The sequence below is a fragment of the Bradyrhizobium sp. 186 genome, assembly GCF_023101685.1.
Taxonomy (GTDB): Bacteria; Pseudomonadota; Alphaproteobacteria; order Rhizobiales; family Xanthobacteraceae; genus Bradyrhizobium.
Window position 1 is genome coordinate 6,238,277 of sequence record NZ_CP082164.1, and the last position, 24,935, is coordinate 6,263,211.

A 24,935-nucleotide genomic window follows, 5' to 3' on the forward strand; every position below is an offset into this window, starting at 1 on the left:
TCAAAACTCTTTACGCGCCGAGTAGCGGCTCGATGCTGCAATCAAGCAGGCGCGGGTCGATTCCCGTCTCCATGCCCGTGAACATCTCACCCATGTAGTCGATCAGTGCATCGCTCGCCTTCACCGCGTCCCCGACGCGGCGATTGGCGACTGCATTGAGAATGGAAAGATGATGGTCGATCGTGCCGGACAAATCAGCCTGCCCTGGCATGAAGCGGTGGTGAATGTAGCCGATGCGGCGGTAGAGCGTGTGCAGCGGCCGCAGCGTATGCACCAGAAAAGGCTCGCCCGCCGCATCCAACACCAACGCGTCGATGCGGCGGTCGATGCTGTTGAATTCGTCGAGGGTCAGGCTGGCGCGGCGCTCGCGCAGGAGACGCTCGATGTGCAGCGCCTGATTGCGATGCGAGAGGCTGGCGCGATCGGCGGCGAGCCGGATCACGAAACGCTCCATGTCGCGGCGCAAGCCGAGCAGCATGCGCTCGCGCGCCAGATCGATTGGCGCGATCTGCAGGCCGTGACGCGGGCGGATGATGATCAGCGTATCGGCGGAGAGACGGTTGACGGCATGATGCACCGGCGTGCGGCCGAATCCGGTAATGTGCTGCAGCTCAAGCATCGTCATGAACTGGCCGGGCTTGAGCTCGCAATGAACGAGGAGCTCCTCGATCCTCTGATAGGCAAGCTCGAAGAAGTTGAGGCGGTTGCGCCGGCTGGGCTTGCCCTCGCCGTCGTATTCCGTTCTCACCACCTCGAGCGCGCGCTTGCGCCGTGCCATGAATTCCTCCCCGTCGGCCTGCGCTCGCGCTGCAGGGCGGCACGTTGTTTGTGATATCCTTAAAACATGTTGTGATATATTACAAGCAGGCGTAAGACTGCCCGCCGAACCCCGCCGCTCCAGCCGGGCGGAATGACAACAACAAGAAGGCGCTACGCGCCTGTGATGGGAGGATTATTGCCGTGAAGATCACGTCGATTGAGACCCTGCGCACCGAGGAATTCTCCAACGTCATCTGGGTGCGCGTCCACACCGATGCGGGCGTGATCGGACTTGGCGAGACCTTCTATGGCGCCGGCGCGGTCGAGGCGCAGATCCACGACACCTTTGCCGGCCGCCTGCTCGGTCGCAATCCCCTGCACATCGAAGCGATCCATCGCGACATGCTGAACCTGCCGATGGCGCAGTCCTCCACCGGCGTCGAATACCGCGCAGCCTCCGCGATCGACATCGCGCTATGGGATCTGTTCGGCAAGGTCTGCAATCAGCCGGTGCACCAGATGCTCGGCGGCCTCTGCCGCGACAAGCAGCGCATCTACAACACCTGCGCCGGCACCAAATATGTCCGCTCGACCAACATCAGCCCCGTGTCGAACTGGAATCTCGGCGCCTCCGAGGGCCCCTACGAGGACCTCGACGGCTTCATGTACCGCGCCGACGCGCTCGCCGAAAGCCTTTTGGAAAGCGGCATCTCCGCAATGAAGATCTGGCCATTCGATCCTGCTGCGCAGGAGAACAAGGGCCTGTTCATCACGGCCGCGCAAATGAAGCAGGCGATCGAGCCGTTCGAGAAGATCCGTAAAGCCGTGGGCGACAAGATGGAGATCATGGTCGAGCTCCATTCACTCTGGAATTTGCCGACCGCCAAACAGATCGCGCGTGCGCTCGAGCCGTACAAGCCGACCTGGTACGAGGACCCGATCCGCATGAACTCGCCGCAGGCGCTCGCGGAATATGCGCGCTCGACCGACGTCTGGGTCTGCGCCAGCGAGACGCTGGGCTCGCGCTTCCCCTACAAGGACATGCTCGACCGCGACGCCATGCATGTGGTGATGGCGGACCTCTGCTGGACCGGCGGGCTCACCGAAGGCCGCAAGATCGCGGCGATGGCCGAGACCTATCACCGTCCCTTTGCGCCGCACGATTGCATCGGCCCGATCGGCTTCGTCGCCGCCATCCACATGTCGTTCAGCCAGCCCAATACGCTGATCCAGGAATCGGTGCGCGCCTTCTACAAGGGCTGGTACAATGAGCTTGTCACCACCATGCCGGTGATCAAGGACGGCTATGTCTTCCCGATGGAAGGTCCCGGCCTTGGCATCGACCTCCTGCCCGCGGTGTTCGACCGCAGCGATCTCACCGTGCGCCGCTCCAACGTCTGAGGATCTTGAGATGAGCACCGCCCTTTTCGACCTTTCCGGCCGTACCGCGCTCGTGACCGGCTCCTCCCGCGGCCTCGGCCGCGCCATTGCCGAGGGCATGGCCAAGGCCGGCGCCAAGCTGATCATCAACGGCGTCGATCCCAAGCGCGTCGAGCAGGCCGTCGCCGAATTTCGCGCGGCCGGCTACCAGGCCGAGGGCGCGGCGTTCAACGTCACCGACGAACCCGCGATCGTCGCTGCCTTCGAGAGTTTCGACAGACAAGGCCTCGCGGTCGACATCATCGTCAACAATGCCGGCATCCAGCACCGCAAGCCGCTGGTGGAATTCACCACCGACGAATGGCGCAAGGTGATCGAGACCAACCTCACCAGCGCCTTCGTCATCGGCCGCGAGGCGGCCAAGCGCATGATCCCACGCAAGCACGGCAAGATCATCAACATTGGCTCGCTCGGCAGCGAGCTCGCACGCCCCACGATCGCGCCCTACACCGCCGCCAAGGGCGGCATCAAGAACCTGACGCGCGCGATGGCGGTGGAATGGGCCCAGCACGGCATCCAGGCCAATGCGATCGGGCCCGGCTACATGCTGACCGACATGAACGAGGCGCTGGTCAACAACACCGACTTCAACAACTGGCTGATGGGCCGCATTCCCTCCAAGCGCTGGGGCAAGCCGGATGAGCTGGTGGGCGCGGCGATCTTCCTCGCCTCGGACGCCTCGACTTATGTCAACGGCCAGATCATCTATGTCGACGGCGGCATGATCGCCGCGATGTGATCAAGAACTAAGGAGCGAGCCCATGCGCGCCGTCGTCATCCACGCACCGAAGGACCTGCGCATCGACGACTATCCGGATGTTGCGCCCGGTCCGGGTGAGGTCCGCGTCAAGATCGCCAATGGCGGCATCTGCGGCTCCGACCTGCACTACTACCATCACGGCGGCTTCGGCGTCGTGCGCATCCAGCAGCCGATGGCGCTGGGACATGAAATCGCCGGCGTCGTCGCGGCCGTCGGCGACGGCGTCACCAACGTGCAGCCCGGCACCCGCGTCGCGGTCAATCCGAGCAAGCCGTGCGGCCAGTGCCTGCATTGTCAGGAAGGCATGCGCAACCAGTGCCTCGACATGCGCTTCCTCGGCAGCGCGATGCGCTTTCCCCATGTGCAGGGTGGCTTCCGTGAATTCCTGGAGGTCGACGCCACGCAGGCCGTGCCGATCGCGGACAGGCTGTCGTTGGCCGAAGCTGCGGTCGCCGAACCGCTCGCTGTATGCCTGCATGCCGGCAAGCAGGCCGGGCCCCTGCTCGGCAAGCGCGTGCTGATCACCGGCTGCGGCCCGATCGGCGCGCTGATGATTCTGGTCTCGCGCTTCGGCGGCGCCGCCGAAATCGTGGTGACCGATGTCGCCGAGGCGCCGCTCGCGGTCGCCAAAAAACTGGGCGCCACTCACGCCATCAATGTCGCGACCGATGCCGCTGCGCTCGATCCCTGGCGCGCCGGCAAGGGCGTGTTCGACACGCTGTTTGAAGCCTCCGGCAACCAGGCTGCGCTGCGGACCGCGCTGGATGTGCTGCGGCCCGGCGCGACCCTCGTGCAGCTCGGCCTCGGCGGCGAGATGACGCTGCCGATCAATTCCATTGTCGCCAAGGAATTGCAGCTCCGCGGCACCTTCCGCTTCGATCCCGAGTTCGAACTCGCAGTGCGGCTGATGGGCGAAGGCCTGATCGACGTCAAGCCGCTGATCACCGCAACCATACCGTTCGAGAACGCGGTCGCTGCCTTCGAGCTCGCCAGCGACCGCGCCCAATCGATGAAGGTGCAGTTGACGTTCTGAGAGCGGTCGCGGCCTCAGGGCTGTGCCACCCCGTCGAGGAGACGATCGCTGACCAACCGGACCGCGCCCCGCTTCCAGGAGTAGTCGGCGCCCATGCGCAACCCGCTGTCGCCGCGTGACATCACAGCGCCGCTCCGGGCATCGCGCAATTGGAATCCGACCGTATATTCAGTGCGGCTGACCCGCCGCACCACACCGACGAGCGATTGATCCGCGCCGAGTTTCCCCGCGATGGCCGCATCGCACCCGCCGCAATCGCGCAACGCGCGGGAGCTCACGACGTCGTCGCGCGCGCCGCTGACGTCGACGATGCGGTAACGGCCGGATTGCCCCAGTGCATCGCGCACGCCGGTCGTCACCTCGTCCAGATAGGACACATCGGCGGCTGCGAGACCGGATACGGGTGCCGCGGTGTTGTCGTCGAGCTCGAAATCGAACACCGCAAGCGCGACCGGCGCCGGTGCGGCGAGCGCCGCCAGGACCTCACGGACGACGAAGGCCTCGGCACGTTCCCACGCCTCGTCGTTGTCGCCACGAAAGGTGTAGAGTTTATCCATCACGACCTTCTTGGCGCCGACGTCGATCACAGCGATCTTGGCCCATTGCACCAGCGTGCTCGTCTTCTGGATGCCGCCGATGACCTTGAACGCCGCCCCCTCCTGCACGGACGGCGCAAGCCGATAGCGCGGGTCGGCGGCGATGTCCCGCCGCAGCGCGACCATGAACGCGGCCAACCGCTTCTCGTGAACGGCGGTCTGGTTGGCAGGCTCGCCCGACGTATCGGTATAGCTGAAGTCGTCGACGGCAACGCCGACGCTGGCATCGGCACCCGCCGGCGCACGAGCCGCCGGGACGAGCAGGAGAAATGCAAGAGAGACAAGAAGGGATCGACGCATGTGCGGCCTCGCGGGTGGGAAAGGCCCTGACGCTAGGCCGGGGTGGCGCGGCCCGCAGCTTCTCGCGTCCCGGCGACGGCCGGGAAAATTTCACGACATTGCCCCGGGATCGTCCGCGGCGCTTTCCGGCGGTTCCGTTCTGCCGTTAAATGCCTGAAGACAAGATCATCCGCCAGGGACGTCCGCCGATGTGGAAGCGCTCGAAGCCCGACCTGAAGCTGCGCCTGACGTTGCGCGTTGGAGCCATTTCCACCCTCTGCTTCGCTGCGATCTCGGCCTACTTCCTGATCGAGGCCGATCGCTCCGTGCACACGCGGATCGACGCGATCGCCGGTCTCGCCGCGCGAACCCTGGAACTGCAACAAAACAAGATTCAGTGGGTGAACCATCCCCGCTCCGAATTTCCGGATCTGGACGGCGTCGCGGCCTCGGTCATGGCGCCGGGCCTTTGTCTGGCGTTTCGCGGAAGCAACGGCGACACCGTCCAGCGCTTCTGCGGCGGCGCATCCGGCGCCACCGGCCATCCGCCGCAAGCCTTCGCCGTGCTCTATCGGAAACTGTTCGATCCCGGCCGGGAGGCCACACATCCCGTGACCGTCCGCGGCGCGACGATCGGCGAGGCCGTCGCCTGGATCGATCCGGCGGTGCAGACAGCCATGGCACGACGCCGGCCGCCTGATCGCGGCGCTTGCAATCGCCCTGCCGTTGTTGTGCGTGCTCGTCTATGCGGCGCTGGCCCGTGCGCTGCGTCCGACTCGGATCATCCGCGAAGGCCTCGAGCGGATCGCCGCCGACGATCTCACGGCACGGCTGCCGCCATTTGAACTCGCGGAACTTTCGGCCATCCGCGACGTCTTCAACCATCTCGCCGAACGTCTCTCCACCGCGCTGGCCGAACGCAGCGAACTCACCCGCCGGCTGATCGTGGTGCAGGACGAGGAGCGGCGGCATCTGGCGCGCGAACTGCACGACGAGTTCGGACAATCTCTTGCTGCCATCCGCGCCCTCGCCGCATCGGCGCACCAGACCGCAGCGGAGGACTGTCCCTCCCTGCTTCCGGAGTGCGACGGCATCTCCCGGACCGCGACCAACATGATGGAGACGCTGCGCGGAGCGCTGTTCAGGTTGCGTCCGCCCGACGTCGACGAACTCGGCCTCGTCGCGAGTCTCGAAGGCCTGGTCGCTGGCTGGAACGGGCGCAGCCGCGGCCAGCCTCGGTTCGAGTGCCGGTTTGACGGCACGTTCGAGAGCCTGCCCGCTGCTGTCGGCGCCGGGCTCTACCGCATCGTGCAGGAGGCGCTCACCAACGCGGCAAAGCATGCCGGCGCCACCCGGGTCACGTTGAAGCTGACCGCGCACGGGGCGGCGCACGAAGATCGCCGGATCGAGCTTTGCATCGCCGATGACGGCAGGCCGGGCGATACGGCCGTGACGACGGGAATGGGCCTGCTCGGCATGCGCGAGCGCGTCGTCGCGCTGGGCGGCCGGCTGAGCTTCGAGACCGGAGCGGATCGCGGCGCGACGCTGCACGTCGTCATTCCCGCATCCGTCCATCCCATCGTCATGGAGCGTGCCGCATGAATGGCACCGACTGCGCCATCATGCTGGTCGACGATCACGCCGTCGTTCGCGAGGGCTATCGCTCGGTGTTGCAGAAGCAGCCCGGCTTGCGCGTCGTAGCCGAGGCCTCCGACGGAGCCGAGGCCTACCGCCTGTTCAAGTCCGCCAAACCTGACCTCGTCATCATGGATCTGAGCATGCCCGGCATCGGCGGGATCGAGGCGATCCGGCGGATCAGGCAGTGGGACAAGGGCGCCAAAATCCTGGTCTTCACCATGCACCAGAACGCGGGCTTTGCCGTGCAGGCGATCCGCGCCGGCGCCAGAGGCTACGTCACCAAGACCAGCCCGCCGGAGACGCTGGTGCGCGCCGTGATGGACGTGCTCGCGGGCAAGATCGCCATCAGTCCCGACATCGACCATGAGCTCGCACTCAGCCGGCTCAGTGGCGAAAGCTCCGCCGCCGACGTGCTCACCGCGCGCGAGTTCGAGGTGCTGCGCCTGTTGCTCGCCGAACGGAACACCGACGAGATCGCCGAAACGCTCCACGTCAGTCCGAAGACGGTCGCCAACCTGCACTCCCTGATCAAGGACAAGCTCGGCGTCGGCTCGGACATCGAACTGGTCCGGCTCGCGCTGCGCCAGGGCCTCCTGACGCAGGCAGATCTGGGCGAGACCTGAGCGCCCGGCTCAGGTCAGATAGCGTGTGACGTAGCCATCCATTGCGTAGAGCGCGCAGAGCGCGAGACTCGACCACACCGCGGCGCTGAAATACAGCGCCATCCAGGTCAGTTCGCCTTTCCAGTGCGCGACGTCGTGCGTGACAACCCAGCGCGTGCTGACGTCATGCAGGCCTTCGAGGAAGCCGAGGAGCCTGTCGCCCTCGGCATGCCCCGCCCGCCAGCGGCTGAGATACATCGGCACGTCGACGGTGACGAGGAAGGCAAGAAAGCAGGCGATCCCGACGATGCCCGCGACCAGCGCCCAGCGCACCGCTCCCTGGAATTCCGGCATCAGCCGGCACAGCGCGATCCCGACCAGGAAGAAGGTCACCGCCCACAGCGAATTCTCGATCGCGTTGTAGAGATAGTTGGTGGTGAGCACCGCGTACCAGGAGAAACACTCCGCGATAATGATCACGGGCACGATGACAAGAGCGATGTTCACCGTGGTCTCCGCACCGGCCATGCTGCCGAGCTGATGCAGGATGATGGCCCATTGCGCGGCGAAACACACTTCGGCCACCGTCGCGACGGAGCGGCCGACGAACACGCTGGAGAGCCAGGTGTCGAACAGGCAGATGCGCTGCACGTCAGCGCGCGGCAGGAACGAGCGGAACGCGCAGCCGAACACATAGCCGGCGCAGAGCAGCAGCATCACGCCCATCCCCGACGACCCACCGAGGCTGCCGGTGACGGGCTGATAGAACTCCCGGTACAGCATGAACCAGACAAGGATATTGACGTTGCTGATCAGCGTCAGCGATCCCCACCACCACGCCAGGGGATTTGACCGCGCCTGCAACATCAACCTCATCGATTGCCCCGCTGTAACTGGACTGACATCCAACGGTAGCAATAGTGTCACAATAAGGCAGTCCGCCGCGACAAAAATTTGCGTGACGGCACTGTCATATTTTGCGAAGACGGTCGGGAGCCTGGGCTCAGTCCCAAGGTCATTCCGGGTTGCCTTCCGGGCGCCCCCGAATGACACGCTCACCTCACTCCCGCCACATACGCGGCGAGCTTGTCCAGCGTCTGATAGCCGTATTCGACGGCACCAAAGCCGATCATGGCATCGCGCTGCGCCGTGCTCGAGGCCAGTTGCCGGAGCGTCAGCACGGTCTTGCCGTTGCTCTGCTCGGCGAACGTGATGGTGAAGCGAAACAGTCCGGGATCGTCATCCTGGTCCGTGCCGTGGTCCATCTCCATCAGATGCGGCCGCTCGATGCGGCGGAAGCGCATGCGGTTCGGATAGACCGTGCCGTCGGGCCCGATCATGTTGAAGCGCCAGACGCCGCCGACCCGCACGTCGATCTCATGGGTCTCGTGAACCCTTTCGGCCCGAACCATTGCGGCAAATGCTTTGGGTCCGACCACGCCTCGAACACCAGCTCGCGCGGCGCGTCGATCACGCGCGACATCACGATCTCGCGGTCGAGCGACCATTGCGACAGAGCGGGGTTGGTGGAACTTGTCATCACTCGGCACCTTTCCGTTTGCTTGTTCGGGACGATCGTTTGCCGGCCGCCCCCTCCTTCTCTTTCTTCAGCTTCAGCACGTAGGCCTCGAACCGGTCGAGCCGCGCCTCCCAGATCGCGCGCTGCTGCTGGAACCAGTCTTCCGCGCCGACCAGCGCGTCCGGGCTAAGACGGCAGGTCCGCACGCGACCGAATTTCTCCGACTGAACAAGCCCGCTCAGCTCCAGCACGTGGATGTGCTTCATGAAGCTCGGCAGCGCCATATCGAAGGGATCGGCGAGCTCGCCGACCGATGCCTCACCGGCACACAGCCGCATCACGATCGCCCGCCGCGTCGGGTCGGCGAGCGCTGCGAAAATCTGGTCGAGCCGGGATAATTGGTTAGCCATTTGGCTAACCATAGAGCCCCCGCGATCCGGCGTCAACAATTGTTAGCTTGCTGGATAAGTATTTTCCTGCGCCGGCGGACGCGGAACTCACAACGCGCAATCGTGAATTGGGACACTAGGTTCTCCCGGCTAAATTAGATCGGGGGCGCATTGCGTCGATCGTCAGAGCACGTGCCGTTTGTCGTCACCTCATCGCACCTCACCAGGCGAGCTCTCGCCCGAGCTGCGCTCGTTCCGCTCGCGATCGGGCTTGCCCGGCCGCGCCGCGCAACTGCGGATTCCGACATGATCGCGCAAATGCGCGACATCGTCGCCGCCGAGCTGGCGCCGACCGCGACACCGGACCAGCCGGGCGGCCTTGCCGCCGCGCTCTATGCCGGTCGCCATGTCGAGTTCTTCAACTACGGCTTTGCCGACGACGCGGCTCGGCGCGCGGTGACGTCGGACACATTGTTCAACCTCGCCTCCTTGCGAAAGCCCTTCGAGGCAACGCTGGTGGCACTCGGCACGCTCCGCGGCGAGCTGCGGCTCGAAGATCCCCTGCCAAAGCATCTGCCGGAGCTCGACGGCGACTATATCCGCCGCGTCACCGTCGGAGAGCTCGTCACGCACACGTCGGGACTGCTGCTACCAACCGACCATCCGCCCTGGCCGAACGACTCGTTCGCGCGAGCGCAGTTCATCGACATGCTCAACGCGTGGAGCCCGCAGGCCGGCGAAGCACCCGGCCGGCAGCGCATCTACTGCCATGCTGGCTATGTGCTGCTTCAGCTCGTGCTCGAGCGTTGTTACGGCACCCCGATCGCAACGCTGTTCGAACAGCGCATCCTCAAGCCGCTCGGCATGACTGCGACTTGCGTGCCCGAACGTGGGCCGGACAACCGCGCTGTCATGGACGAGGCCTGGATGCAGCGCGTCGCGCAAGGCTATTCCGATCAGGGCACGACAATCGGACCGCCCGGCAACCAGCAGAGCTATTTCGATATCCCCGGCACCGGCCAGATGTTTTCCTCCACGCGCGATCTCGTAACGTTCGCGGCGGCCTGCGTCGACGGGCGCTCGGCCGACCCGCATTTGCGCGAGGCGTTGCGGATGACGCAGCACGAAGCCTTCCGCGTCGACGCGAAATTCGGACAAGGCATGGCCTGGGAGACCGTGCACCTGCCCGGTGTCACCGTCGTCGACAAGCCGGGCGGCCTCAACAACGCATCGGGTTACATCGGCCTGGTTCCGGCGCGGCGGATCGGCATCGTGCTATTGGCCAATCGCGGCGAATATCCGCACGAGATCGCGCGCTACAAGATCCTGCCCGCGCTGATGCATCTCGTGTCCTCACACGCAGGCTGACCGCCGAAACAGAAAGCCCCAGCTGAACCGGGGCCTTCCACGCCAGGACGGAACGGGATGGATCAGTACCTGGCGACGACCGGTCCGCCGAACTTGTAGTTCACGCCGACACGCACGATGTTCGATTTAAGATCGACCGAGTGGGTGTAGACGTTGCCCGTGAACGGTGCCCCGCCCGCGAACCCGAGGTTAGTGCTCTTGACCGTGCTGCTGCCGAGATCGACATAGAGATATTCGGCCTTGAGCGACCAGCCGCCGCCAAAGGCGTATTCGCTGCCGACGCCGGCGGTCCATCCGACGCGCGTGTCGCGGATCGCGGCCGATTCCGTCACCGAGAACGTGTCGGTGAAGTTGAAATTGCCCCTCACCTCGGCGATCGCCGCACCGCCCGTCGCATAGATGAGCCAGCTCGGCGTCGCGAGGAATCCGAGGCGGCCGCGGATCGTGGCGAGCCAGTCGGCCGAGACCTGGGAGCTGACGGTGAGGCCGAACGGCGCGCAGCAGGGGTAGAGCGCAGAGCCGGTCGCGCTGCCCTTGAAGCCGAAATAGTTGATGTCGCCTTCGAGGCCGAACACGGCCTAGTTGACCTGCCAGTTGTAGCCGGCGGTGAAGCCGCCGGTCACGCTGGAGCTGCTGACGTGCTGGGCGCCCACCGCATTGACGGCCGGCACGCTGGTGGTAAAAAAGTAGCCGAACGGATCGTAGACGGTCGACGTGTTGGGATTCGAGCTGCCCCATTGCCCGCCAACATTGGCGCCGACGTAGAATCCGGTCCAGTTGTAGGCCGGTGCCATCACGGGCGCCTTCGTATAATGCGCCGCGAGGTCGGCGGCGTGCACGGACGCGGCGCCCAAAACGACCGATGCGACCGCCAGCAAAAACTTCTTCATTCCAGTCTCCTTGCCCCACGCGATTGATCTCGCGCTTTCGAATGCGCGGGCGGAAGGCATCCGGCGCAGATCGGGCATAGGCCGCCGGCCCAATGCCGTCTTGGGCTGCAGCGAAGTTCATAGGGACTGTGACGTAGTGTGAGCCCCGCCATGTGCGGACATGTGACGAGTGTAACCAAAGGGCCACGCATCCGCTTCACGCAGTGGCGCGCAATGCACGCTCGCGTCGCGTGACGACAAGCGCGCGAGGGCGATGAGATGAATCGAATCCGCGCTAGATCAGACCGAGCGCGTCAGCCCGCCGTCGACGCGGATGTTCTGGCCGGTGATGTAGGCCGCGCCGTCGGACGCCAGGAACGAGACCGTCGCCGCGATCTCCTCGACCTTGCCGTAGCGCTTCATCGGCACGCTGTCGCGGCGCACGTCCGTCTGCGGCAGGCTGTCGATCCAGCCCGGCAGCACGTTGTTCATGCGGACGTTCTCGGCGGCATAGGTGTCGGTGAAGATCTTCGTGAAGGCGGCCAGCCCTGCCCGGAACACCGCCGAGGTCGGAAACATCGCGCTCGGCTCGAACGCCCAGGCGGTCGAGATGTTGATGATGGCGCCGGCCTTCTGCGCCTGCATGACCGGCGTCACCAGCCGCGTCGGACGGATCACGTTCAACAGGTATGTATCGAGGCCGGTATGCCACTGCTCGTCGGTGATTTCCGTGATGGCGGCGCGCGGACCGTGGCCGGCGCTGTTGACGAGCACGTCGATGCGCCCCCATTTGGCCATCGCTCCGTCGACAAGGCGCTTCAGATCGTCATTGGACTTGTTCGAGCCGGTGACGCCGAGCCCACCGAGCTCGGCCGCCAGCGCCTCGCCCTTGCCGGAGGACGACAGGATCGCGACTCGAAAACCGTCGGCCGCGAGCCGCCGTGCAGCCCCCGCGCCCATACCGCTGCCGCCGGCGGTGACGAGTGCGACTTTCCCTGCTGCCATGACCGACATCCTTTGCGATGGAGTTGAGGCGAGCCGCAGGCCCGGCCTATCATGAGGCCTTCTACAGCCAGACTTGTTGGCAGGTCCACCGTTGAAGGCATCCGTCATGAGCGACTTGCAGATCCGCAACCTGCGCCCCGAGGAAATCTCCCTCGCCGTCGACTGGGCCGCGGCCGAGGGCTGGAATCCGGGCCTTGCGGATGCCGCCTGCTTCGCGATCCCCGATCCACACGGCTTCTTCGTTGGCGAGATCGACGGCGAGCCGGTCGCGAGCGTGTCCTGCGTCAACTACGATGACCGCTTCGCCTTCCTCGGCTTCTATATCGTGCGGCAAGGCTTTCGCGGCGCCGGCCATGGCCTTCGCATCTGGAACGCCGCGATCGCGCACGCGGGCTCCCGCGTGATCGGGCTCGACGGCGTTGTGGCGCAGCAGGACAATTACAGGAAATCCGGCTTTTCGCTTGCTTACGCCAATATCCGTTATGGCGGCACTATTTCCGCGACGCCTTCCAACCCCGCCGACATCGTCGCGCTCGACAAGATCCCGTTCGCGCTGGCGGAAGCCGATGACGCGACAGTCTTCCCCGCCGCGCGCAGAACCTTCCTGCAAGCCTGGATCAATACGCCCGGCCATCTCGGCCGCGCGCTGCTGCGCGACGGCAAGCTCGCTGGATGGGGCGTGATCCGTCCCTGCCGGATGGGCTGCAAGATCGGCCCGCTGATCGCCGACGACCGCGCGGCGGCGGAAGCGATCGTGCAGGCATTGCTGGCAAGCGCGGGCAGCGGCCAGATCTTCCTCGATGTCCCCGCGGTCAATCGCGAGGCAATCGCACTCGCGGAGTCGCTCGGCCTCGAGCCGGTGTTCAAGACGGCGCGGATGTATACCGGGCCGATCCCGCCACTGCGGATCGACCGAGTCTTCGGCGTGACGAGCTTTGAGCTGGGCTAGCGCCGCCGCTCAGTAGCAGCGCATGATGTTGACGGTGTGCTCGCCGCCGCCGCGGCCGGGCACCGTCACGGACTCCGTGGGACAGCTCGGCACATAGGGACGGTCGGACGGCACGACGTTCGGCGGAAAGCGGTGCGCCCAGTCCCAGGGAACGTCATAAGTATAAGTGTAGCGCACGTCGTTGGAGAGCGGCTGCCCGGCATCGACGAAAGGCTGGCTGTTCATCGCACCGTCGTAGAAAAACCCGCCGCCGCCCGGCCAATACACCCACGAATTGTTCCGCCGGTGGAACCGGGCGCCCGGTGCGATCGGCGAACGTGCTGCGGCCGGCGGCGCGGCAGCGGCCACCACACCATGCGGCGCGGCGCCGCCGGGTCGTGCAAAGCTGTCGTTGGCGGCAAGGAGCAGCGCGGCTGCGCTGAGCGAGGCGAGCAACGCCCCGTGCATCTTATACGTCATGATACGCACCAACTCGTTGGCTACAAAGCAGCTCCCCGAGGCACGCTAGGCCCGCCCGTCGGGACCCGGCAAACATATAATTAATTATTGGTTAAGGCGTAATCTTAACGCGACCTGCGACAAAGGCGCCCGCTCTCCACGGCACGCCGCCGAGCTGAAAATCAGCTGCGCGGCGGCCGCCGGGTGATTAGACGATAAAAGCTGATTAGATTTATCGCGTGGGCCAATGAATGGCCGGCGACAACGCCTTCGACCTCCTCGCCTTCCCTGCAATCGCGAGAGAACACAGCAGCCGCTACCATGATCTCATCGGAACAGATCAATCCGCTTTTCAAAAATTTGATCGTCAGTTGATCCCGAGTTGATCGCGGAATTCGGGAACGCCGCCGCATTGCGGTGGTTGGCTCCGACACCAGCAAGGAGCATCTCAAATGCAGAACAAATCAAAACTTCTGTGCCTCATCGCGGCGTCGCTGATCGCAGGCACGGCCGCCGCCTCGGCGCAAGGCTACGATCGGTTCGGAAACCCAGTGGGGTGGGAACGGAGCGGTCCCCGCCATGAGTCCGTGCCGCCGCGCGCGATGTACTATCCGGGCGCGGCAGGACCCTACGGTGCGCTCAACGGCACCAATCATCCCGCGCCGAGCTCGACGCAGGGCGATGTCGGCCCTGAAGGCAACAACAATGGCACACTGACCGGCGTCTATCGCAGCTGGTAAGCCCCGTTCGCTAAGGGGCCCATCGTCCTCGCGGACGGTGGGTCGTCGCGTGTCAGTGGCCCTGCTGCTTGCGCAACCAATCCAGCATGTCCTGCGGATTTCCGGTGCCTTGCGACACGATCGCGGTGTTTCCACCGCTGCGGCGATAGACCTTGGTGCGGCCGGGCTCCTTGTCGATCTTGACCTCGGCCTGCTGCGGATCACCGCTTTGCCTGATCACCGCCGTCCCGTTTTCGTCCTGGACCACGGTGGTGTGTCCGTCGCCGGTCTCGCCGGCCCCGGCCGGCGTTGCTGAGATCGCGGTCATAAGGCTCATTCCGGATGCGAGCAGAAGGAATTTCATGTCACACCTCATCGTCTCGATCATCGAGCGAATTGGAATATCGCCAGCCAGTTGAAACGTCCGAACTGCCTCACCGTCCCCGTGTTCATATCACCGATCTGGAGCAGGAGGGCATTCGTGGAGTTGCCGATCTGGGTAATATTGGCGGTGTTGCTCACGCCGGACTGGCCAATCAGCGCGTTGGTGGTGCCGCCCACGTGAATCACATCGACATAGTTACGGGTCCCGTTCTGGACAATCGTCGCATCGACCGTTCCGGTACCGCCAATCTGGATCACGCGCTCGATGACGGTCGCACGCATGGCCGGGTGGATCACCTCGATCGACGGCGAAGCGATTGGGCTGGCCCTCGTCTTTTCGATCGCGACCGGCCTCATCTTCGGTTTTTATCCCGCACACAAGGCGTCCAAGCTCAGTCCAATCGAAGCGCTCAAGACGGAGTGAGTACGTGCTGGGGTGGGCATGTCAGCCCAAAGGCCAGGCAGGAGCAAGTCATGAGTCCGGATCCGAATGATTTGATTACACCGACGCCGCGTGAGCGCGAACTGATGATGCTCATCGCGCGCGGAATGCAAAACAAGAACATCGCCTACGAGCTCAAGATCTCGGAGAACACGGTGCGGGCGCATATCGGCAACATCATGCGCAAATACCGCCTCCATAACAGAACTCAGATCGCGATCATCTTCGCGCTGCAAGCAGCGCCGCCGTCGCTACGCCGCGATCTGGCCAATGGCAGAGGCTTTCCCGCAGCGGCGAAGCCCGCGCAGGCGCTTGCACAACATCCGCGGGTACCGGAATGAGGCCTGCCCACGCCCCCTCGTGCAAACCCTCCCCAGCCCTCTTGCATGGCTGCCCGCTCTTGTAACAAAACTGTCATGCAGCAAAACTAAACGATGGCGGGGGCCGCGGTTGGCCGCCGAGCCGCCTCACCGTAGGGAGAGATTTGATGCGCCGTTCACTGGTGTTGCTGTCCGCCGGACTGACAGTGCTGTCCACCGGACTTGCCTCCGCCCAGAACAACACGCCCCGTAACCTGATCCTGTTCATCCCCGACGGGCTGCGCGCGCTGAAGGTCACGCCCGAGACCGCGCCGGCGATGGCCGAGGTCCGCGACAAGGGCGTCAATTTCAAGAACCCACATTCGCTGTTTCCGACCTTCACCATGGCGAACGGCTCGGCGATGTCGACCGGCCACTATCTCGGCGACACCGGCGTGTTCTCCAACACGATCTGGACCAACTACACCTCCGTCCCGGCCGGCGACACCGTGGTCCCCTTCATCGAGAACGACGCCGTGCTCGGCGACATCGACGAGCATTTCAAGGGCGACTATCTCAACGAGGAAACCATCCTGAAGATGGCCCGCGACAAGGGATTCAGCACCGCCGCGCTGGGCAAACATGGTCCGACCTATCAGTTCGACCACACTGACAAGCCCGAAAAGCCGGGCCTGCATTCGGTCGTGTTCGACGATGCCACCGGCGGCAAGAACGGCGTGGCGCTGTCCGAAGAGGTGAAGGCTGCGCTGACCAAAGCCGGCCTCCCCATCGCCACGCCGCCGCGCGGCGACAACAGCAAGGCGGGCGATGCCAAGACGCCCGGCACCACGGTCGCCAACGTCGCACAGCAGGCCTATTTCGCCGACGTCGCCACCAAGGTCGTGCTGCCGATGTTCAAGGCGCGCAACAAGCCGTTCGTGCTGGTGTTCTGGTCGCGCGACCCCGATGGCAGTCAGCACAACACCGGCGACAGCCTCAATCAGATCATGCCCGGCATCAACGGACCGACCTCGATGGCCGGCATCAAGAATGCCGACAACAACCTCGCCCAGCTCCGCAAGGCGCTCGACGAGCTCGGCCTTGCCGCCAACACCAACATCATGGTCCAGGCCGACCACGGCTTCTCGACCATCTCCAAGGAAAGCAAGACCAGCCCCTCGGCCAAGGTCAGCTATGACGACACGCCGAAGGACTTTCTGCCGATGGGCTTCCTGGCGCTCGACCTCGCCAAGGCGCTCGACCTGCCGCTGTTCGATCCCAACGACAAGAACGCCGCCGTCACCGGCAACGCCCATCCCAAGGCCGGCAACGGAGTGCTCGGCAAGGATCCCACCAAGCCCGACCTCGTCATTGCCGCCAATGGCGGCTCGGATCTGGTCTACCTCCCGAACAAGGACAAGAAGCTGGCGGCCAAGACCGTCAAGGCGTTGCTCGAGCAGGACTACGTCTCCGGCCTGTTCGTCGACGATCAGCTCGGCCGTTTCCCCGGCACCCTGCCGCTGTCGAGCATCAATTTGCGCGGCAAGGCGGCGATACCGACGCCGGCGATCGTCGTCAACTTCCGCTCCTATGCCAGCGATTGCGGCGAGGCGCCGACCAATTGCTCGGTGCAGGTGGCCGACACCGTGCTGCGGCAAGGCCAAGGCATGCATGGCAGCTTCAGCCGCGGCGACACCATGAACTTCATGGCCGCGATCGGGCCGGACTTCAAAGCCGGGTTCGTCAACGAGCTGCCGGTCAGCAATGCCGATGTCGGCATGACGGCTGCCCAATTGCTCGGGCTGCGCGGCGCGCAGAATGGCGGCCTGGTCGGCCGGGTGATGTCGGAGGCCCTGCCCAACGGCGTCGTGCCGAAGGCCTACAAGGCCGTGGAGAAGTCAAAGATGTCCGAGAGCGGTCTCCAGACCGTGCTCAACTTCCAGCGCGTCGGCAGCCAGCGCTACTTCGACGCCGCCGGCTTCCCGGGCCGCACGCTCGGGCTCCAGCCGGACGCCGGCAAACAAAAAACGGCGGGGAAATAACCCCGCCGCTTTCTCGCGTCCTCAAGAGAGACGCAGAACTTTTACATGCCCAAAACCTTACATGCCGATGTCGAACACGTTCGGCAATTGGCCCGCCAGAGGCAGCGCGGTGGCGCCCAGGAAGGTCGCCACCATCGCCATCAGGCGACGGTTGTTCTGGCGCTTGCCGCGCATCTGGCCGGCGATCCACTCCAGCATCTCGCTGTTGACCTTGGAGGCATAGGACGGCGCCCAGCTGTCGATGTCGGACTCTGCCGACAGCGCGATGCTGCGCAGCGGCACCTTCAGGCCCGAGGCGCTCGCAGCGTAGTGGGCCACGGCCTTGGCGAGCAGGTCGTCGAACCGGCCGCCGTCGGTACGCTCGGTCGCGGCCTCGTTGATCTCGAACAGTGTCTCGGCTTCGGCGCGGCTGACCGGCTGGTCGTTGACGGCTGTGGCCGTCAGGATGCGCGCGCACCAGGCGGTGTCATCGGCATCGAGGGAGCGGGAAAAGTGCACCCGGCCCTTGGTGGTCGGGCCTTCGCCCGTAATCACGCCGTCGCGCACGATGGTCAGTGCATGAGCCGAGGTATCGCGGCAGGACGGTTCGAGGGACGGCAACTCAACAGGCTTCTCAGCGGACTTGGGCGCAGCGGCAGACATAGTTCACTTCCAGATTTCTTCTGATCGACCAGCATTTTCATGCGGGCGTAAAGGGGTGGTTAATGATTCGATATGGGGATCGCGACTTTTCTTGATGGTTGCCAATTGGTCGCTATCAGGACCATTTCGGTTCCATCAAACGTCGGGCGAGCGTGATGCGGGTCATAAAAGGCTTTATCGGGGCAATCGAGACAGTGTGGCTCCGATGGAGATGTTTCGCCGCACGCGCCCCTGTAACAGAAAGGTGCTAAGAAATCGGCCCTTCACAGAAGGAATTCACATTTTACTTGAAGCAGTTCACTTGAGCGCGATGACACCCTATACTACCCGCGACGGCCAAAGATGAATTCCTAAGTAAATTCAATGCGATGAGGTAGAACCATGACACTCCCGATCGGCACCACCGCCCCCGACTTCGAAGCCGAGACCACCGAAGGGAAGATCAAGTTCCACGACTGGATCGGCAATAGCTGGGCGCTGCTATTCTCGCACCCGAAGGACTTCACGCCGGTTTGTACGACGGAGCTCGGCGCGCTGGCCAAGCTGAAGCCTGAATTCGACAAGCGAGGCGTCAAGCTGATGGGCCTCTCGGTCGATCCGGTCGACCGCCATTCCAAATGGTCGGAGGACATCAAGGAGACCCAAGGTACCGCTCCGAACTATCCGATGATCGGCGACACCGACTTCAACGTCTCCAAGCTCTACGAGATGCTGCCGGCCTCGACCTCGGGCGATCCCCTCACCCGCACGCCGGCCGACAACCAGACCGTCCGCAACGTCTTCATCATCGGGCCGGACAAGAAGATCAAGCTGGTGCTGGTCTATCCAATGACCACGGGCCGGAACTTCCAGGAGATCCTGCGCGTCATCGACTCGCTCCAGCTCACCGCCAAGCATCGCGTCGCGACGCCGGCCGACTGGTCGCAGGGCGAGGACGTCATCATCGCCGGCTCGGTCTCCAACGACGAGGCCAAAACGATCTATCCGCAGGGCTGGAAGGAGCCGAAGCCCTACATTCGCATCGTGCCGCAGCCGAAGTGACGCTGGGCGGTTGCGCCAGGCAACCGCGCCCAAACATCCCGGGACGGTCTTTAGCAATCGACCCGGGATTTCCTGCCCGCCGGTGGCGGGCAGTCACATCAAGCCGCGCGCACGCGGTCGAGGAAGCCATCGACCTCGGCCTTCAGATGCACGCTCTCACCTGACAGCGCCTGGGCGGAGGCAAACATCCGGCTCGACGTTTCGCCGGTCTCGCTTGCGCCCTTGGCGGCATGACGGACATTGACCGCGACGTCAGCGGTGCCGGACGCCGCCGCGCGGACGCTGGCCGCGATGTTGTGGGTGGCACTCCGCTGCTGCTCGACCGCGGCCGAGATCGAACTGGCGATGCCGCTGATGCGCTCGATGGTCTGACCGATCGCCTTGATCGCGGCGACCGACTCCTCGGTCGCAAGCTGCATGCTGGTGATCTGGTTCGATATCTCGTCGGTCGCCTTGGCGGTCTGGCCGGCGAGCGTCTTGACCTCCTGGGCGACGACCGCGAAGCCGCGGCCGGCATCGCCCGCGCGCGCAGCCTCGATGGTGGCATTCAGCGCCAGAAGATTGGTCTGCTCGGCAATTGAGGTGATCAGCTTGACGACGTCGCCGATGCGCGAGCCGGCCTCCGAGAGCTGCGCGATGCGCTGGTCGGTGGCCTCAGCCTGGCGCACCGCCTCGGCGGAGATATCGTTCGATTCCTGCACCCTGCGGGTGATCTCGGAGATCGATTGGCTCAGTTCGTCCGAGGCTGTCGCCGCCGAACGTACGTGCTCGGAGGCATTTTCGGAAGCTCCGGCCGACTGCGCCGACAGATCGGCCGTGGAGCGCGCCGTATCGGTCAATTGCCGCGCTACGCGCTCGAATTCGCCGGAGGAGTTCAGGACCTTGTCGAGGATGCCGCCGACGCTGCCGCGGAACTCTTCGACGAAATTGCGCAGCTCGGATTTGCGCTGCTCGACTGCTGCAGCCGAAGCCGCGGCCTGCTCGCTGCGCAGCCGCGCCCGCTCCAGCGAATTGCTCTTGAACACCGCGACCGTGCGGGCGATCTCGCCGATCTCGTCGGCACGGTCCTCGCAGTCATTCTCGACGTCGCTCTGGCCGTCGGCGAGTGCGGTCAGCGAGCGCGTGACGGAAGTGAGCGGCCGGGTGATGCGGCGGACGACAAGCATGGTGAGGACCAGGACCAGCAGCGCGGCGATTCCGGCCGCGGCCGCCATGATCTCGATGGCCTGAGCCAGCATGCTCTCGAACTGCGCCATCGGGATGCCGACATAGAGGATGCCAGCGACCTTGCCGGTTGCATTCGCAACCGGGAAATAGGCGGTCATGAAGGATTTGCCGAACAGGGTGGCCGGGCCCTTGTAGGTCTCGCCGCGACGCAGCTGGGCCTGTGCCGGATGGTCGGCGGCAAGCTGGGTCCCGACGGCGCGGTCGCCATTCTCCTTCTTCACGTTGGTCGAGCGGCGGACGAACTGCCCGCTCGCATCGTCGAACACGAATAGCGTCGCATTGCCCCCGACATAGGAGACCGCGCGATCAACGATGGCATGATCTTTGAAATCCGGCATCTTGGGGATCTCGGCGCGCACCACTGCGCCGTCCCTCATCGTGATCTTGGCATCAGGAACGATCTCGGCAAAAGCCAGGGCGAGCGTGCGCAGGCTGATCTCGATGTCGCGCAGTGCCCGCTCGTTGAAGGCAGAGGAGAGCGACCAATAGCCGGCGCCGACCACCAGCGCCGTGTTCATGGCGATCAGCAGCACGGCGCACAGGACGGCCTTGGTGCCAAGCTTGAATTGCGGCAGGAACTTCCCAGTCAAGACGTTGGACACAAATGAAACTCCCCCAAAAGGCCTCGCATTTTCGAAGAATTCGCTTACAGGAGCGTTAAGGATGCCGCGATCCGGCCATTACGTGCCGTCCACGACATCGTTTCCAAAGTGTAAACGAGGCACATTTTCGATTATGCTAGGCCCGCAGCCGGCGACGTGAACACGCGCAGGCCGCTGCCTTCCTTGTTGCGGACCCTGATGGAGCCTACGTCCGCCGCTGGGCGCCGGAATTGAAGGACCTGCCGGCGAAGCTGATACACCAACCCTGGCGGGCGACGCCGATCGAGCTGGCGAGCGCCGGCATTGAAGTCGGCACGGCCGATCATCGACCACGCCAAGGGGCGCGAGCGCGCGTTAGCCGCCTACGCAAAGATCCGCAAAGGTTGAGCGTTGCTTTGACACAATTTCGAATCCCGCTATCGTCGCTGCATTCAAACAGTGGGGGACGATATGGACGACGATAAACCCGTAACCGAACAGGCGATGGCGACGATCACCACCGCCGTGGAAGCGACCAAGGACGCCGCGGTCAGCGCCGTCAAGAAGGTCAGGAAAGCCGCCAAGAAGGTCGCGAAAAAGGTCACGAAGAAAGTAGCGCCGAAGAAAGCTTCCAAGAAGAAAGCCAAGAAGGCAACGAAGAAGGCTGCAATGAAGTCGTCGAAGAAGGCAGCCAAGAAGACCGCGAAGAAGGCGCCCAAGAAGGCTGCTAAAAAATCCTCCAAGAAAGTCGCCAAGAAGAAAAAGAAGGCCAAGCGCTGATCGCAGCCCAAGAACAGCTTAAAGAGCAGCTTAGAGAGCAAGCCTCCGGGTGCGGGCGCGCCCGGAGGCTTACCCAGCTGCTCCGCCTATCCTCGCCGCTTGGATGCGCGCCGGCCCGGATGATGAGCGCCTTGCGGATCGCGGAATTCGCTGCGATGGCCGCGCCGGTCCTCCTTGGCGAAGCTCCGCCGCTTTTCGGGTGAGCCGAACGCCTTGATCACCCTCCTCCCGTTGACCTTCTTGATGACATAGCCGCCCTCGGTCATCGAGAACGGCTCCTTTAGCGTTCCCTTGTGATCGAATTTGGTGCCGCGGGGATGCCTAAACGGCTCGAACCAGGATGGATAGACAAAATTCGACATCGGGAAGCCGTTGACGACGAAGGAGTCCTCCTCCACGGCGTCGCAGACCTCATAAGCATATTGGGTGTTCCGGTTCTTGTCGGCCCAGAGATTGGCCATGGGGTCCAGCACCATCTCGAACAGCTCGTGCGAGGCCGCCACGCTGAGGGGTTCGTCGCCCAGCGCCTTGACGAAGATCTTTGAGACCGGCTGGCCCCGATACGTCAGTTCGTGGCGGCCGAGCATGTTCTTGTGGGAAGCCTCGTCGAAATAAACCAGCTGCCAGTCGCTCGGCTTCGGCTTCCGCGTGACGTAGAGATCAACCGGATAGCCCCACACCGGCAGGAAATGCTTGTCGTAGCACTTCTGGAGCGCCGCGGTGAGCCTGCTCATCGTCCGACCGCTGATCGTCTGCTTCGCGTAATTGATGCAGGCAATCCGAACCGGCTTCATGGATCTGCCGAGCAGTGCGCGTCTCGCCTTCTTCATCGAAATCACCGTGCCGAAAGGGAAACTGAAATGCGTTCAGCCTACACGATCGGGCGCTGCACGTCAGGGATGTATTCCGGCGGCCCGGCCCTTCAGCCTAGACGCGCCGGTTGACCACAAACACCGCGGCCGCGCACATCGCCATGCCTGCGATCGCCAGCGCGTCGAGCTTCTCCCCGAACAGCACATAGGCCATCAGCGCCGTCACTGCGGGCACGAGGTAGAACAGGCTCGCGACGGAGGTCGCCGCGGCATGGCGGATCAGCCAGTACAGCAGCCCGATCGATCCGATCGAGAGCGCGACGGCGAGCCAGGCCAGCGCGAGCACGAACTCCCGCGTCCAGTGCACCACACGGTCTTCGAACAGGAAGGCACCGGCCGCGAAGAAGATCGTGACCGCGACATATTGCACGAGATTGCCGGCACGCCAGTCGATGTGGTTGCAGTAGCGCCGCTGATAGAGCGTGCCGAGCGTGATGCTGATCAGAGAGACCACCGAGGCAAGCCAGCCGAGCCCGGCTTCGCCCGTCATGGGACGGTTGTGCAGGATCAGCACCACGCCGCCGAGGCCGAGCACGAGCCCGGCCCATTGCACCGGCGTCACCCGCTCGCCGAGCCAGCGGTTGGCGATGGTCGAGGTCAGGATCGGCTGCAGGCCCGGAATGAGCGCGGAGAGCCCGGCCGGAATTGAATGCGCGATCGCGATCGCGGTGCCACCGAGATAGAAGCCATGGACAAGGATGCCGGCGACCGCGCTGTGCGCTATTCCGATGCGGTCCGGCCATTTCGGCCGCGCGATCGCCGCGATCATCGCCATCAGACCGACCACGATCGCCATGCGGATGGCGAGGTAGGTCAAGGGATCGGCATTGTTGATGACGTATTTGGTGCCGATGAATCCGGTGCTCCAGAGCACCACGAACAGGATCGGCGCCGCGCGTGCGGCCGGGGATTCTTGATTATGGTTCATTGCCGCCCTCATTGCCCGACCGGGGGCTATGCGGCAACGCGAATTTCGGCCTGAGCGATGCTGCGCTGCGACGGACAGCCGTCGCGGCGGTTCAGCTCAGCCGGTCACCATTCTTCCGGACAGGGGTCGATGATCTTCCAGAGCTCGATCCCGTTCTTGATCTTCTTCATGTCGGTCGTGAGCCCACCATTGCGGCGGATCCAGTCCTTCACCGTGTCGGGATAGTAGGACATCAGATCGGACGTCCCTTCCGAGCTGGTGACCTTGATGCCGAAGGTGAAGGCCTTATCGTAGTAGGCCTGATGGAAGCCGAGGCTGGCACGTGGCGTCACGCAAATCTTGTTCATCGGCACCATGCCGAGCACCAGGGTGCAGGCCGAGTTGCAGATGCCGTCGATGATGACGCGCTCGCGCTTCTCGCGGACGCGCTTGTACTTGGCTTTGTACTCCTCGACATAGCCGCCATGGTCGCGGGTGATGTGCAGATCCGCCCGCGCGGGTGTCGCGGCAGCGACGGAGAGCAACAGCAGGCTGAGGAGCGTGATGCGCATGGCAGCGTGACGGCGAAACCTTGCAGGAATGGACCGGCCTCGAAGGACCCCCAAGGGGCCGGCAGGAATCTTAAACCGAATTCTCTTTGGTCACACTTGTGTGGGGAATTCGTTAAGCATCCCGAAAAGGCCAAAAATGGGCAGGCTACGGGGACGCCCCGGCATTTCGGTCACACCCGGCCGGGAATCAGCGGAATTGGCCCGGATTTCCGGCCCGCTTGGGTGCCCAGCTCGCTCAAAATGGCTATAACGGGCTGACCTCTAAGCGCGGGTCCGGAGAATCGAGATGAGCAAGTTGAAGCTTGTTGCTGCAGTTGCTGCCCTAACGGCCGCAACCCTTGCCCCCAGCCTCTCGGAGGCGCGGACGCATCACCGGTACCGCCACTACTACCACGCCAATCCGCTGCCCTACCCGATCAGCTACCTGCACAATTACGGCCCCGGCATCACTGCCGGCACCTTCGCCTATTACGACGGCCCGTCGACCAACCGCTGCTACCAGAGCGCTGCCGCCTATATCGGCCAGGACGGCCGCCGGCACCCCTGCAACTGAGGCACGCTGGCGCGTCCTCTGCCGGCGGGAGCCCTAACTGGCGGCTCCCGACAGCAGCAATTGCTTCTCGATCTCGTAGACCGGCGGCTTGACGAGGTCCTGGCCGACCTCGCCCTTGAGCCAAAGCCGGATCAGGCCTGCGGCGGACTGGCTGAAGATTTGTTCATCAGCATTACATTTCGGGTCCGCCACAATTTGATCGGAACATGTTCGATATCGTGCGTTGGTAA

Annotated in this window: 26 protein-coding genes and 5 pseudogenes; 15 read left to right on the forward strand and 16 right to left on the reverse strand. The window is 64.1% G+C overall.

Annotated elements, in window-relative coordinates; genetic code table 11:
• Positions 1-10 precede the first annotated feature (10 nt).
• Positions 11-778 (reverse strand): GntR family transcriptional regulator, encoded by a 768-nt coding sequence (locus tag IVB18_RS29975; protein WP_247983976.1) that lies wholly within the window; start codon positions 776-778, stop codon positions 11-13.
• A gap of 182 nt (positions 779-960) precedes the next feature.
• Between IVB18_RS29975 and IVB18_RS29980 the strand changes: the two genes are divergently transcribed.
• Genes IVB18_RS29980 through IVB18_RS29990 form a run of 3 tightly spaced genes read left to right on the forward strand, consistent with a single transcriptional unit; the run spans position 961 to position 3,992 of the window.
• Positions 961-2,160, forward strand: a complete 1,200-nt coding sequence (locus IVB18_RS29980) for a mandelate racemase/muconate lactonizing enzyme family protein (protein ID WP_247983977.1) — start codon at positions 961-963, stop codon at positions 2,158-2,160.
• Between the two features lie 10 nt (positions 2,161-2,170).
• On the forward strand, positions 2,171-2,938 hold the full coding sequence (locus IVB18_RS29985) for an SDR family oxidoreductase (protein WP_247983978.1): 768 nt from the start codon (positions 2,171-2,173) through the stop codon (positions 2,936-2,938).
• Positions 2,939-2,960: 22 nt separating this feature from the next.
• Positions 2,961-3,992 (forward strand): L-idonate 5-dehydrogenase, encoded by a 1,032-nt coding sequence (locus IVB18_RS29990; protein WP_247983979.1) that lies wholly within the window; start codon positions 2,961-2,963, stop codon positions 3,990-3,992.
• Between the two features lie 14 nt (positions 3,993-4,006).
• Here IVB18_RS29990 and IVB18_RS29995 read toward each other — a convergent pair whose 3' ends face one another.
• On the reverse strand, positions 4,007-4,888 hold the full coding sequence (locus IVB18_RS29995; protein ID WP_247983980.1) for a DUF3280 domain-containing protein: 882 nt from the start codon (positions 4,886-4,888) through the stop codon (positions 4,007-4,009).
• Between the two features lie 188 nt (positions 4,889-5,076).
• Between IVB18_RS29995 and IVB18_RS30000 the strand changes: the two are divergent.
• A pseudogene (locus IVB18_RS30000) lies at positions 5,077-6,469 on the forward strand (histidine kinase).
• Complete coding sequence (locus tag IVB18_RS30005; RefSeq protein WP_247983981.1) at positions 6,466-7,128, forward strand: response regulator transcription factor; 663 nt, start codon at positions 6,466-6,468, stop codon at positions 7,126-7,128. The pseudogene IVB18_RS30000 and the gene IVB18_RS30005 overlap by 4 nt, the downstream one beginning before the upstream one ends.
• A 9-nt stretch (positions 7,129-7,137) precedes the next feature.
• On the opposite strand, the gene IVB18_RS30010 is transcribed toward IVB18_RS30005, so the two are convergent.
• From IVB18_RS30010 to IVB18_RS30020, 3 genes and pseudogenes are all read right to left on the reverse strand, one after another.
• Positions 7,138-7,983, reverse strand: a complete 846-nt coding sequence (locus IVB18_RS30010) for a hypothetical protein (protein ID WP_247983982.1) — start codon at positions 7,981-7,983, stop codon at positions 7,138-7,140.
• A 179-nt stretch (positions 7,984-8,162) separates the two neighbouring features.
• Positions 8,163-8,647: pseudogene (locus IVB18_RS30015) on the reverse strand (SRPBCC family protein).
• Positions 8,647-9,036, reverse strand: coding sequence for a metalloregulator ArsR/SmtB family transcription factor (locus tag IVB18_RS30020; RefSeq protein ID WP_247983983.1), 390 nt, complete (start codon positions 9,034-9,036; stop codon positions 8,647-8,649). Before IVB18_RS30020 ends, IVB18_RS30015 begins: the two are co-directional and overlap by 1 nt.
• A 285-nt stretch (positions 9,037-9,321) precedes the next feature.
• On the opposite strand from IVB18_RS30020, the gene IVB18_RS30025 reads away from it, so the two are divergent.
• Positions 9,322-10,383 carry a serine hydrolase gene (locus tag IVB18_RS30025; protein WP_247983984.1) on the forward strand — a complete coding sequence of 354 codons (1,062 nt, stop codon included), beginning with the start codon at positions 9,322-9,324 and terminating at the stop codon, positions 10,381-10,383.
• Between the two features lie 62 nt (positions 10,384-10,445).
• Here the strand turns inward: IVB18_RS30025 and IVB18_RS52005 are convergent.
• A pseudogene (locus IVB18_RS52005) lies at positions 10,446-11,273 on the reverse strand (outer membrane protein).
• Positions 11,274-11,552: 279 nt separating this feature from the next.
• Positions 11,553-12,257: an SDR family oxidoreductase gene (locus IVB18_RS30040; protein ID WP_247983987.1), complete on the reverse strand. Its 705-nt coding sequence runs from the start codon at positions 12,255-12,257 to the stop codon at positions 11,553-11,555.
• Between the two features lie 106 nt (positions 12,258-12,363).
• Between IVB18_RS30040 and IVB18_RS30045 the strand changes: the two genes are divergently transcribed.
• Positions 12,364-13,206, forward strand: a complete 843-nt coding sequence (locus tag IVB18_RS30045) for a GNAT family N-acetyltransferase (RefSeq protein ID WP_247983988.1) — start codon at positions 12,364-12,366, stop codon at positions 13,204-13,206.
• A gap of 9 nt (positions 13,207-13,215) precedes the next feature.
• On the opposite strand, the gene IVB18_RS30050 is transcribed toward IVB18_RS30045, so the two are convergent.
• Positions 13,216-13,665 (reverse strand): hypothetical protein, encoded by a 450-nt coding sequence (locus IVB18_RS30050; RefSeq protein WP_247983989.1) that lies wholly within the window; start codon positions 13,663-13,665, stop codon positions 13,216-13,218.
• A 230-nt stretch (positions 13,666-13,895) separates the two neighbouring features.
• On the opposite strand from IVB18_RS30050, the gene IVB18_RS51700 reads away from it, so the two are divergent.
• A complete protein-coding gene (locus tag IVB18_RS51700) occupies positions 13,896-14,030 on the forward strand; it encodes a hypothetical protein (RefSeq protein ID WP_256476420.1) in 135 nt (44 codons plus the stop codon).
• A 66-nt stretch (positions 14,031-14,096) separates the two neighbouring features.
• Positions 14,097-14,384, forward strand: coding sequence for a hypothetical protein (locus tag IVB18_RS30055; protein ID WP_247983990.1), 288 nt, complete (start codon positions 14,097-14,099; stop codon positions 14,382-14,384).
• A 52-nt stretch (positions 14,385-14,436) separates the two neighbouring features.
• Here the strand turns inward: IVB18_RS30055 and IVB18_RS30060 are convergent, their stop codons facing one another.
• Positions 14,437-14,727 carry a hypothetical protein gene (locus IVB18_RS30060; protein WP_247983991.1) on the reverse strand — a complete coding sequence of 97 codons (291 nt, stop codon included), beginning with the start codon at positions 14,725-14,727 and terminating at the stop codon, positions 14,437-14,439.
• 20 nt (positions 14,728-14,747) lie between these two features.
• Complete coding sequence (locus IVB18_RS30065; RefSeq protein ID WP_247983992.1) at positions 14,748-15,104, reverse strand: hypothetical protein; 357 nt, start codon at positions 15,102-15,104, stop codon at positions 14,748-14,750.
• A gap of 117 nt (positions 15,105-15,221) precedes the next feature.
• On the opposite strand from IVB18_RS30065, the gene IVB18_RS30070 reads away from it, so the two are divergent.
• Together IVB18_RS30070 and IVB18_RS30075 are read left to right on the forward strand one after the other, a co-directional pair.
• A complete protein-coding gene (locus IVB18_RS30070) occupies positions 15,222-15,530 on the forward strand; it encodes a LuxR C-terminal-related transcriptional regulator (RefSeq protein WP_256476422.1) in 309 nt (102 codons plus the stop codon).
• A gap of 146 nt (positions 15,531-15,676) precedes the next feature.
• Positions 15,677-17,530, forward strand: a complete 1,854-nt coding sequence (locus tag IVB18_RS30075) for a nucleotide pyrophosphatase/phosphodiesterase family protein (protein ID WP_247983994.1) — start codon at positions 15,677-15,679, stop codon at positions 17,528-17,530.
• 57 nt (positions 17,531-17,587) lie between these two features.
• Here IVB18_RS30075 and IVB18_RS30080 read toward each other — a convergent pair whose 3' ends face one another.
• On the reverse strand, positions 17,588-18,172 hold the full coding sequence (locus IVB18_RS30080; protein ID WP_247983995.1) for a hypothetical protein: 585 nt from the start codon (positions 18,170-18,172) through the stop codon (positions 17,588-17,590).
• A 381-nt stretch (positions 18,173-18,553) separates the two neighbouring features.
• Between IVB18_RS30080 and IVB18_RS30085 the strand changes: the two genes are divergently transcribed.
• Positions 18,554-19,213 (forward strand): peroxiredoxin, encoded by a 660-nt coding sequence (locus IVB18_RS30085; protein WP_247983996.1) that lies wholly within the window; start codon positions 18,554-18,556, stop codon positions 19,211-19,213.
• A 98-nt stretch (positions 19,214-19,311) separates the two neighbouring features.
• Here the strand turns inward: IVB18_RS30085 and IVB18_RS30090 are convergent, their stop codons facing one another.
• Positions 19,312-21,042, reverse strand: a complete 1,731-nt coding sequence (locus IVB18_RS30090) for a Cache 3/Cache 2 fusion domain-containing protein (protein WP_247983997.1) — start codon at positions 21,040-21,042, stop codon at positions 19,312-19,314.
• A 191-nt stretch (positions 21,043-21,233) separates the two neighbouring features.
• Here IVB18_RS30090 and IVB18_RS30095 point away from each other — a divergent pair.
• Together IVB18_RS30095 and IVB18_RS30100 are read left to right on the forward strand one after the other, a co-directional pair.
• Positions 21,234-21,429 (forward strand): annotated as a pseudogene (locus tag IVB18_RS30095) (FAD-binding domain-containing protein); the annotation flags it as partial.
• Positions 21,430-21,492: 63 nt separating this feature from the next.
• Complete coding sequence (locus tag IVB18_RS30100; RefSeq protein ID WP_247983998.1) at positions 21,493-21,801, forward strand: histone; 309 nt, start codon at positions 21,493-21,495, stop codon at positions 21,799-21,801.
• Between the two features lie 86 nt (positions 21,802-21,887).
• Here the strand turns inward: IVB18_RS30100 and IVB18_RS30105 are convergent, their stop codons facing one another.
• The 3 genes from IVB18_RS30105 to IVB18_RS30115 form a co-directional block, all read right to left on the reverse strand.
• Positions 21,888-22,631, reverse strand: a complete 744-nt coding sequence (locus IVB18_RS30105) for a hypothetical protein (RefSeq protein ID WP_247983999.1) — start codon at positions 22,629-22,631, stop codon at positions 21,888-21,890.
• Positions 22,632-22,728: 97 nt separating this feature from the next.
• Positions 22,729-23,601: a DMT family transporter gene (locus IVB18_RS30110; RefSeq protein ID WP_247984000.1), complete on the reverse strand. Its 873-nt coding sequence runs from the start codon at positions 23,599-23,601 to the stop codon at positions 22,729-22,731.
• Positions 23,602-23,705: 104 nt separating this feature from the next.
• Positions 23,706-24,152 carry a hypothetical protein gene (locus tag IVB18_RS30115; RefSeq protein ID WP_247984001.1) on the reverse strand — a complete coding sequence of 149 codons (447 nt, stop codon included), beginning with the start codon at positions 24,150-24,152 and terminating at the stop codon, positions 23,706-23,708.
• Positions 24,153-24,438: 286 nt separating this feature from the next.
• Here IVB18_RS30115 and IVB18_RS30120 point away from each other — a divergent pair, with 286 nt between their 5' ends.
• Entirely contained in the window at positions 24,439-24,705 is a 267-nt protein-coding gene (locus IVB18_RS30120; RefSeq protein WP_247984002.1) for a hypothetical protein, read from the forward strand.
• A 33-nt stretch (positions 24,706-24,738) separates the two neighbouring features.
• Here the strand turns inward: IVB18_RS30120 and IVB18_RS30125 are convergent.
• A pseudogene (locus tag IVB18_RS30125) lies at positions 24,739-24,825 on the reverse strand (host attachment protein); the annotation flags it as partial.
• Positions 24,826-24,935: the final 110 nt, after the last annotated feature.

Excerpts from the sequence above, each read along its gene's own strand:
- IVB18_RS30020 (WP_247983983.1), bottom strand. The coding sequence starts at position 9,036 with ATGGCTAACCAATTATCCCGGCTCGACCAGATTTTCGCAGCGCTCGCC.
- IVB18_RS29975 (WP_247983976.1), bottom strand. The coding sequence starts at position 778 with ATGGCACGGCGCAAGCGCGCGCTCGAGGTGGTGAGAACGGAATACGAC.
- IVB18_RS30105 (WP_247983999.1), bottom strand. The coding sequence starts at position 22,631 with ATGAAGAAGGCGAGACGCGCACTGCTCGGCAGATCCATGAAGCCGGTT.
- IVB18_RS30060 (WP_247983991.1), bottom strand. The coding sequence starts at position 14,727 with ATGAAATTCCTTCTGCTCGCATCCGGAATGAGCCTTATGACCGCGATC.
- IVB18_RS30005 (WP_247983981.1), top strand. The coding sequence starts at position 6,466 with ATGAATGGCACCGACTGCGCCATCATGCTGGTCGACGATCACGCCGTC.
- IVB18_RS30115 (WP_247984001.1), bottom strand. The coding sequence starts at position 24,152 with ATGCGCATCACGCTCCTCAGCCTGCTGTTGCTCTCCGTCGCTGCCGCG.
- IVB18_RS29985 (WP_247983978.1), top strand. The coding sequence starts at position 2,171 with ATGAGCACCGCCCTTTTCGACCTTTCCGGCCGTACCGCGCTCGTGACC.
- IVB18_RS30100 (WP_247983998.1), top strand. The coding sequence starts at position 21,493 with ATGGACGACGATAAACCCGTAACCGAACAGGCGATGGCGACGATCACC.
- IVB18_RS30120 (WP_247984002.1), top strand. The coding sequence starts at position 24,439 with ATGAGCAAGTTGAAGCTTGTTGCTGCAGTTGCTGCCCTAACGGCCGCA.
- IVB18_RS30050 (WP_247983989.1), bottom strand. The coding sequence starts at position 13,665 with ATGACGTATAAGATGCACGGGGCGTTGCTCGCCTCGCTCAGCGCAGCC.
- IVB18_RS30065 (WP_247983992.1), bottom strand. The coding sequence starts at position 15,104 with ATGAGGCCGGTCGCGATCGAAAAGACGAGGGCCAGCCCAATCGCTTCG.
- IVB18_RS30025 (WP_247983984.1), top strand. The coding sequence starts at position 9,322 with ATGATCGCGCAAATGCGCGACATCGTCGCCGCCGAGCTGGCGCCGACC.
- IVB18_RS30040 (WP_247983987.1), bottom strand. The coding sequence starts at position 12,257 with ATGGCAGCAGGGAAAGTCGCACTCGTCACCGCCGGCGGCAGCGGTATG.
- IVB18_RS30010 (WP_247983982.1), bottom strand. The coding sequence starts at position 7,983 with ATGAGGTTGATGTTGCAGGCGCGGTCAAATCCCCTGGCGTGGTGGTGG.
- IVB18_RS29990 (WP_247983979.1), top strand. The coding sequence starts at position 2,961 with ATGCGCGCCGTCGTCATCCACGCACCGAAGGACCTGCGCATCGACGAC.
- IVB18_RS51700 (WP_256476420.1), top strand. The coding sequence starts at position 13,896 with ATGGCCGGCGACAACGCCTTCGACCTCCTCGCCTTCCCTGCAATCGCG.
- IVB18_RS30045 (WP_247983988.1), top strand. The coding sequence starts at position 12,364 with ATGAGCGACTTGCAGATCCGCAACCTGCGCCCCGAGGAAATCTCCCTC.
- IVB18_RS30110 (WP_247984000.1), bottom strand. The coding sequence starts at position 23,601 with ATGAACCATAATCAAGAATCCCCGGCCGCACGCGCGGCGCCGATCCTG.
- IVB18_RS29995 (WP_247983980.1), bottom strand. The coding sequence starts at position 4,888 with ATGCGTCGATCCCTTCTTGTCTCTCTTGCATTTCTCCTGCTCGTCCCG.
- IVB18_RS30080 (WP_247983995.1), bottom strand. The coding sequence starts at position 18,172 with ATGTCTGCCGCTGCGCCCAAGTCCGCTGAGAAGCCTGTTGAGTTGCCG.
- IVB18_RS30070 (WP_256476422.1), top strand. The coding sequence starts at position 15,222 with ATGAGTCCGGATCCGAATGATTTGATTACACCGACGCCGCGTGAGCGC.
- IVB18_RS30085 (WP_247983996.1), top strand. The coding sequence starts at position 18,554 with ATGACACTCCCGATCGGCACCACCGCCCCCGACTTCGAAGCCGAGACC.
- IVB18_RS30075 (WP_247983994.1), top strand. The coding sequence starts at position 15,677 with ATGCGCCGTTCACTGGTGTTGCTGTCCGCCGGACTGACAGTGCTGTCC.
- IVB18_RS30055 (WP_247983990.1), top strand. The coding sequence starts at position 14,097 with ATGCAGAACAAATCAAAACTTCTGTGCCTCATCGCGGCGTCGCTGATC.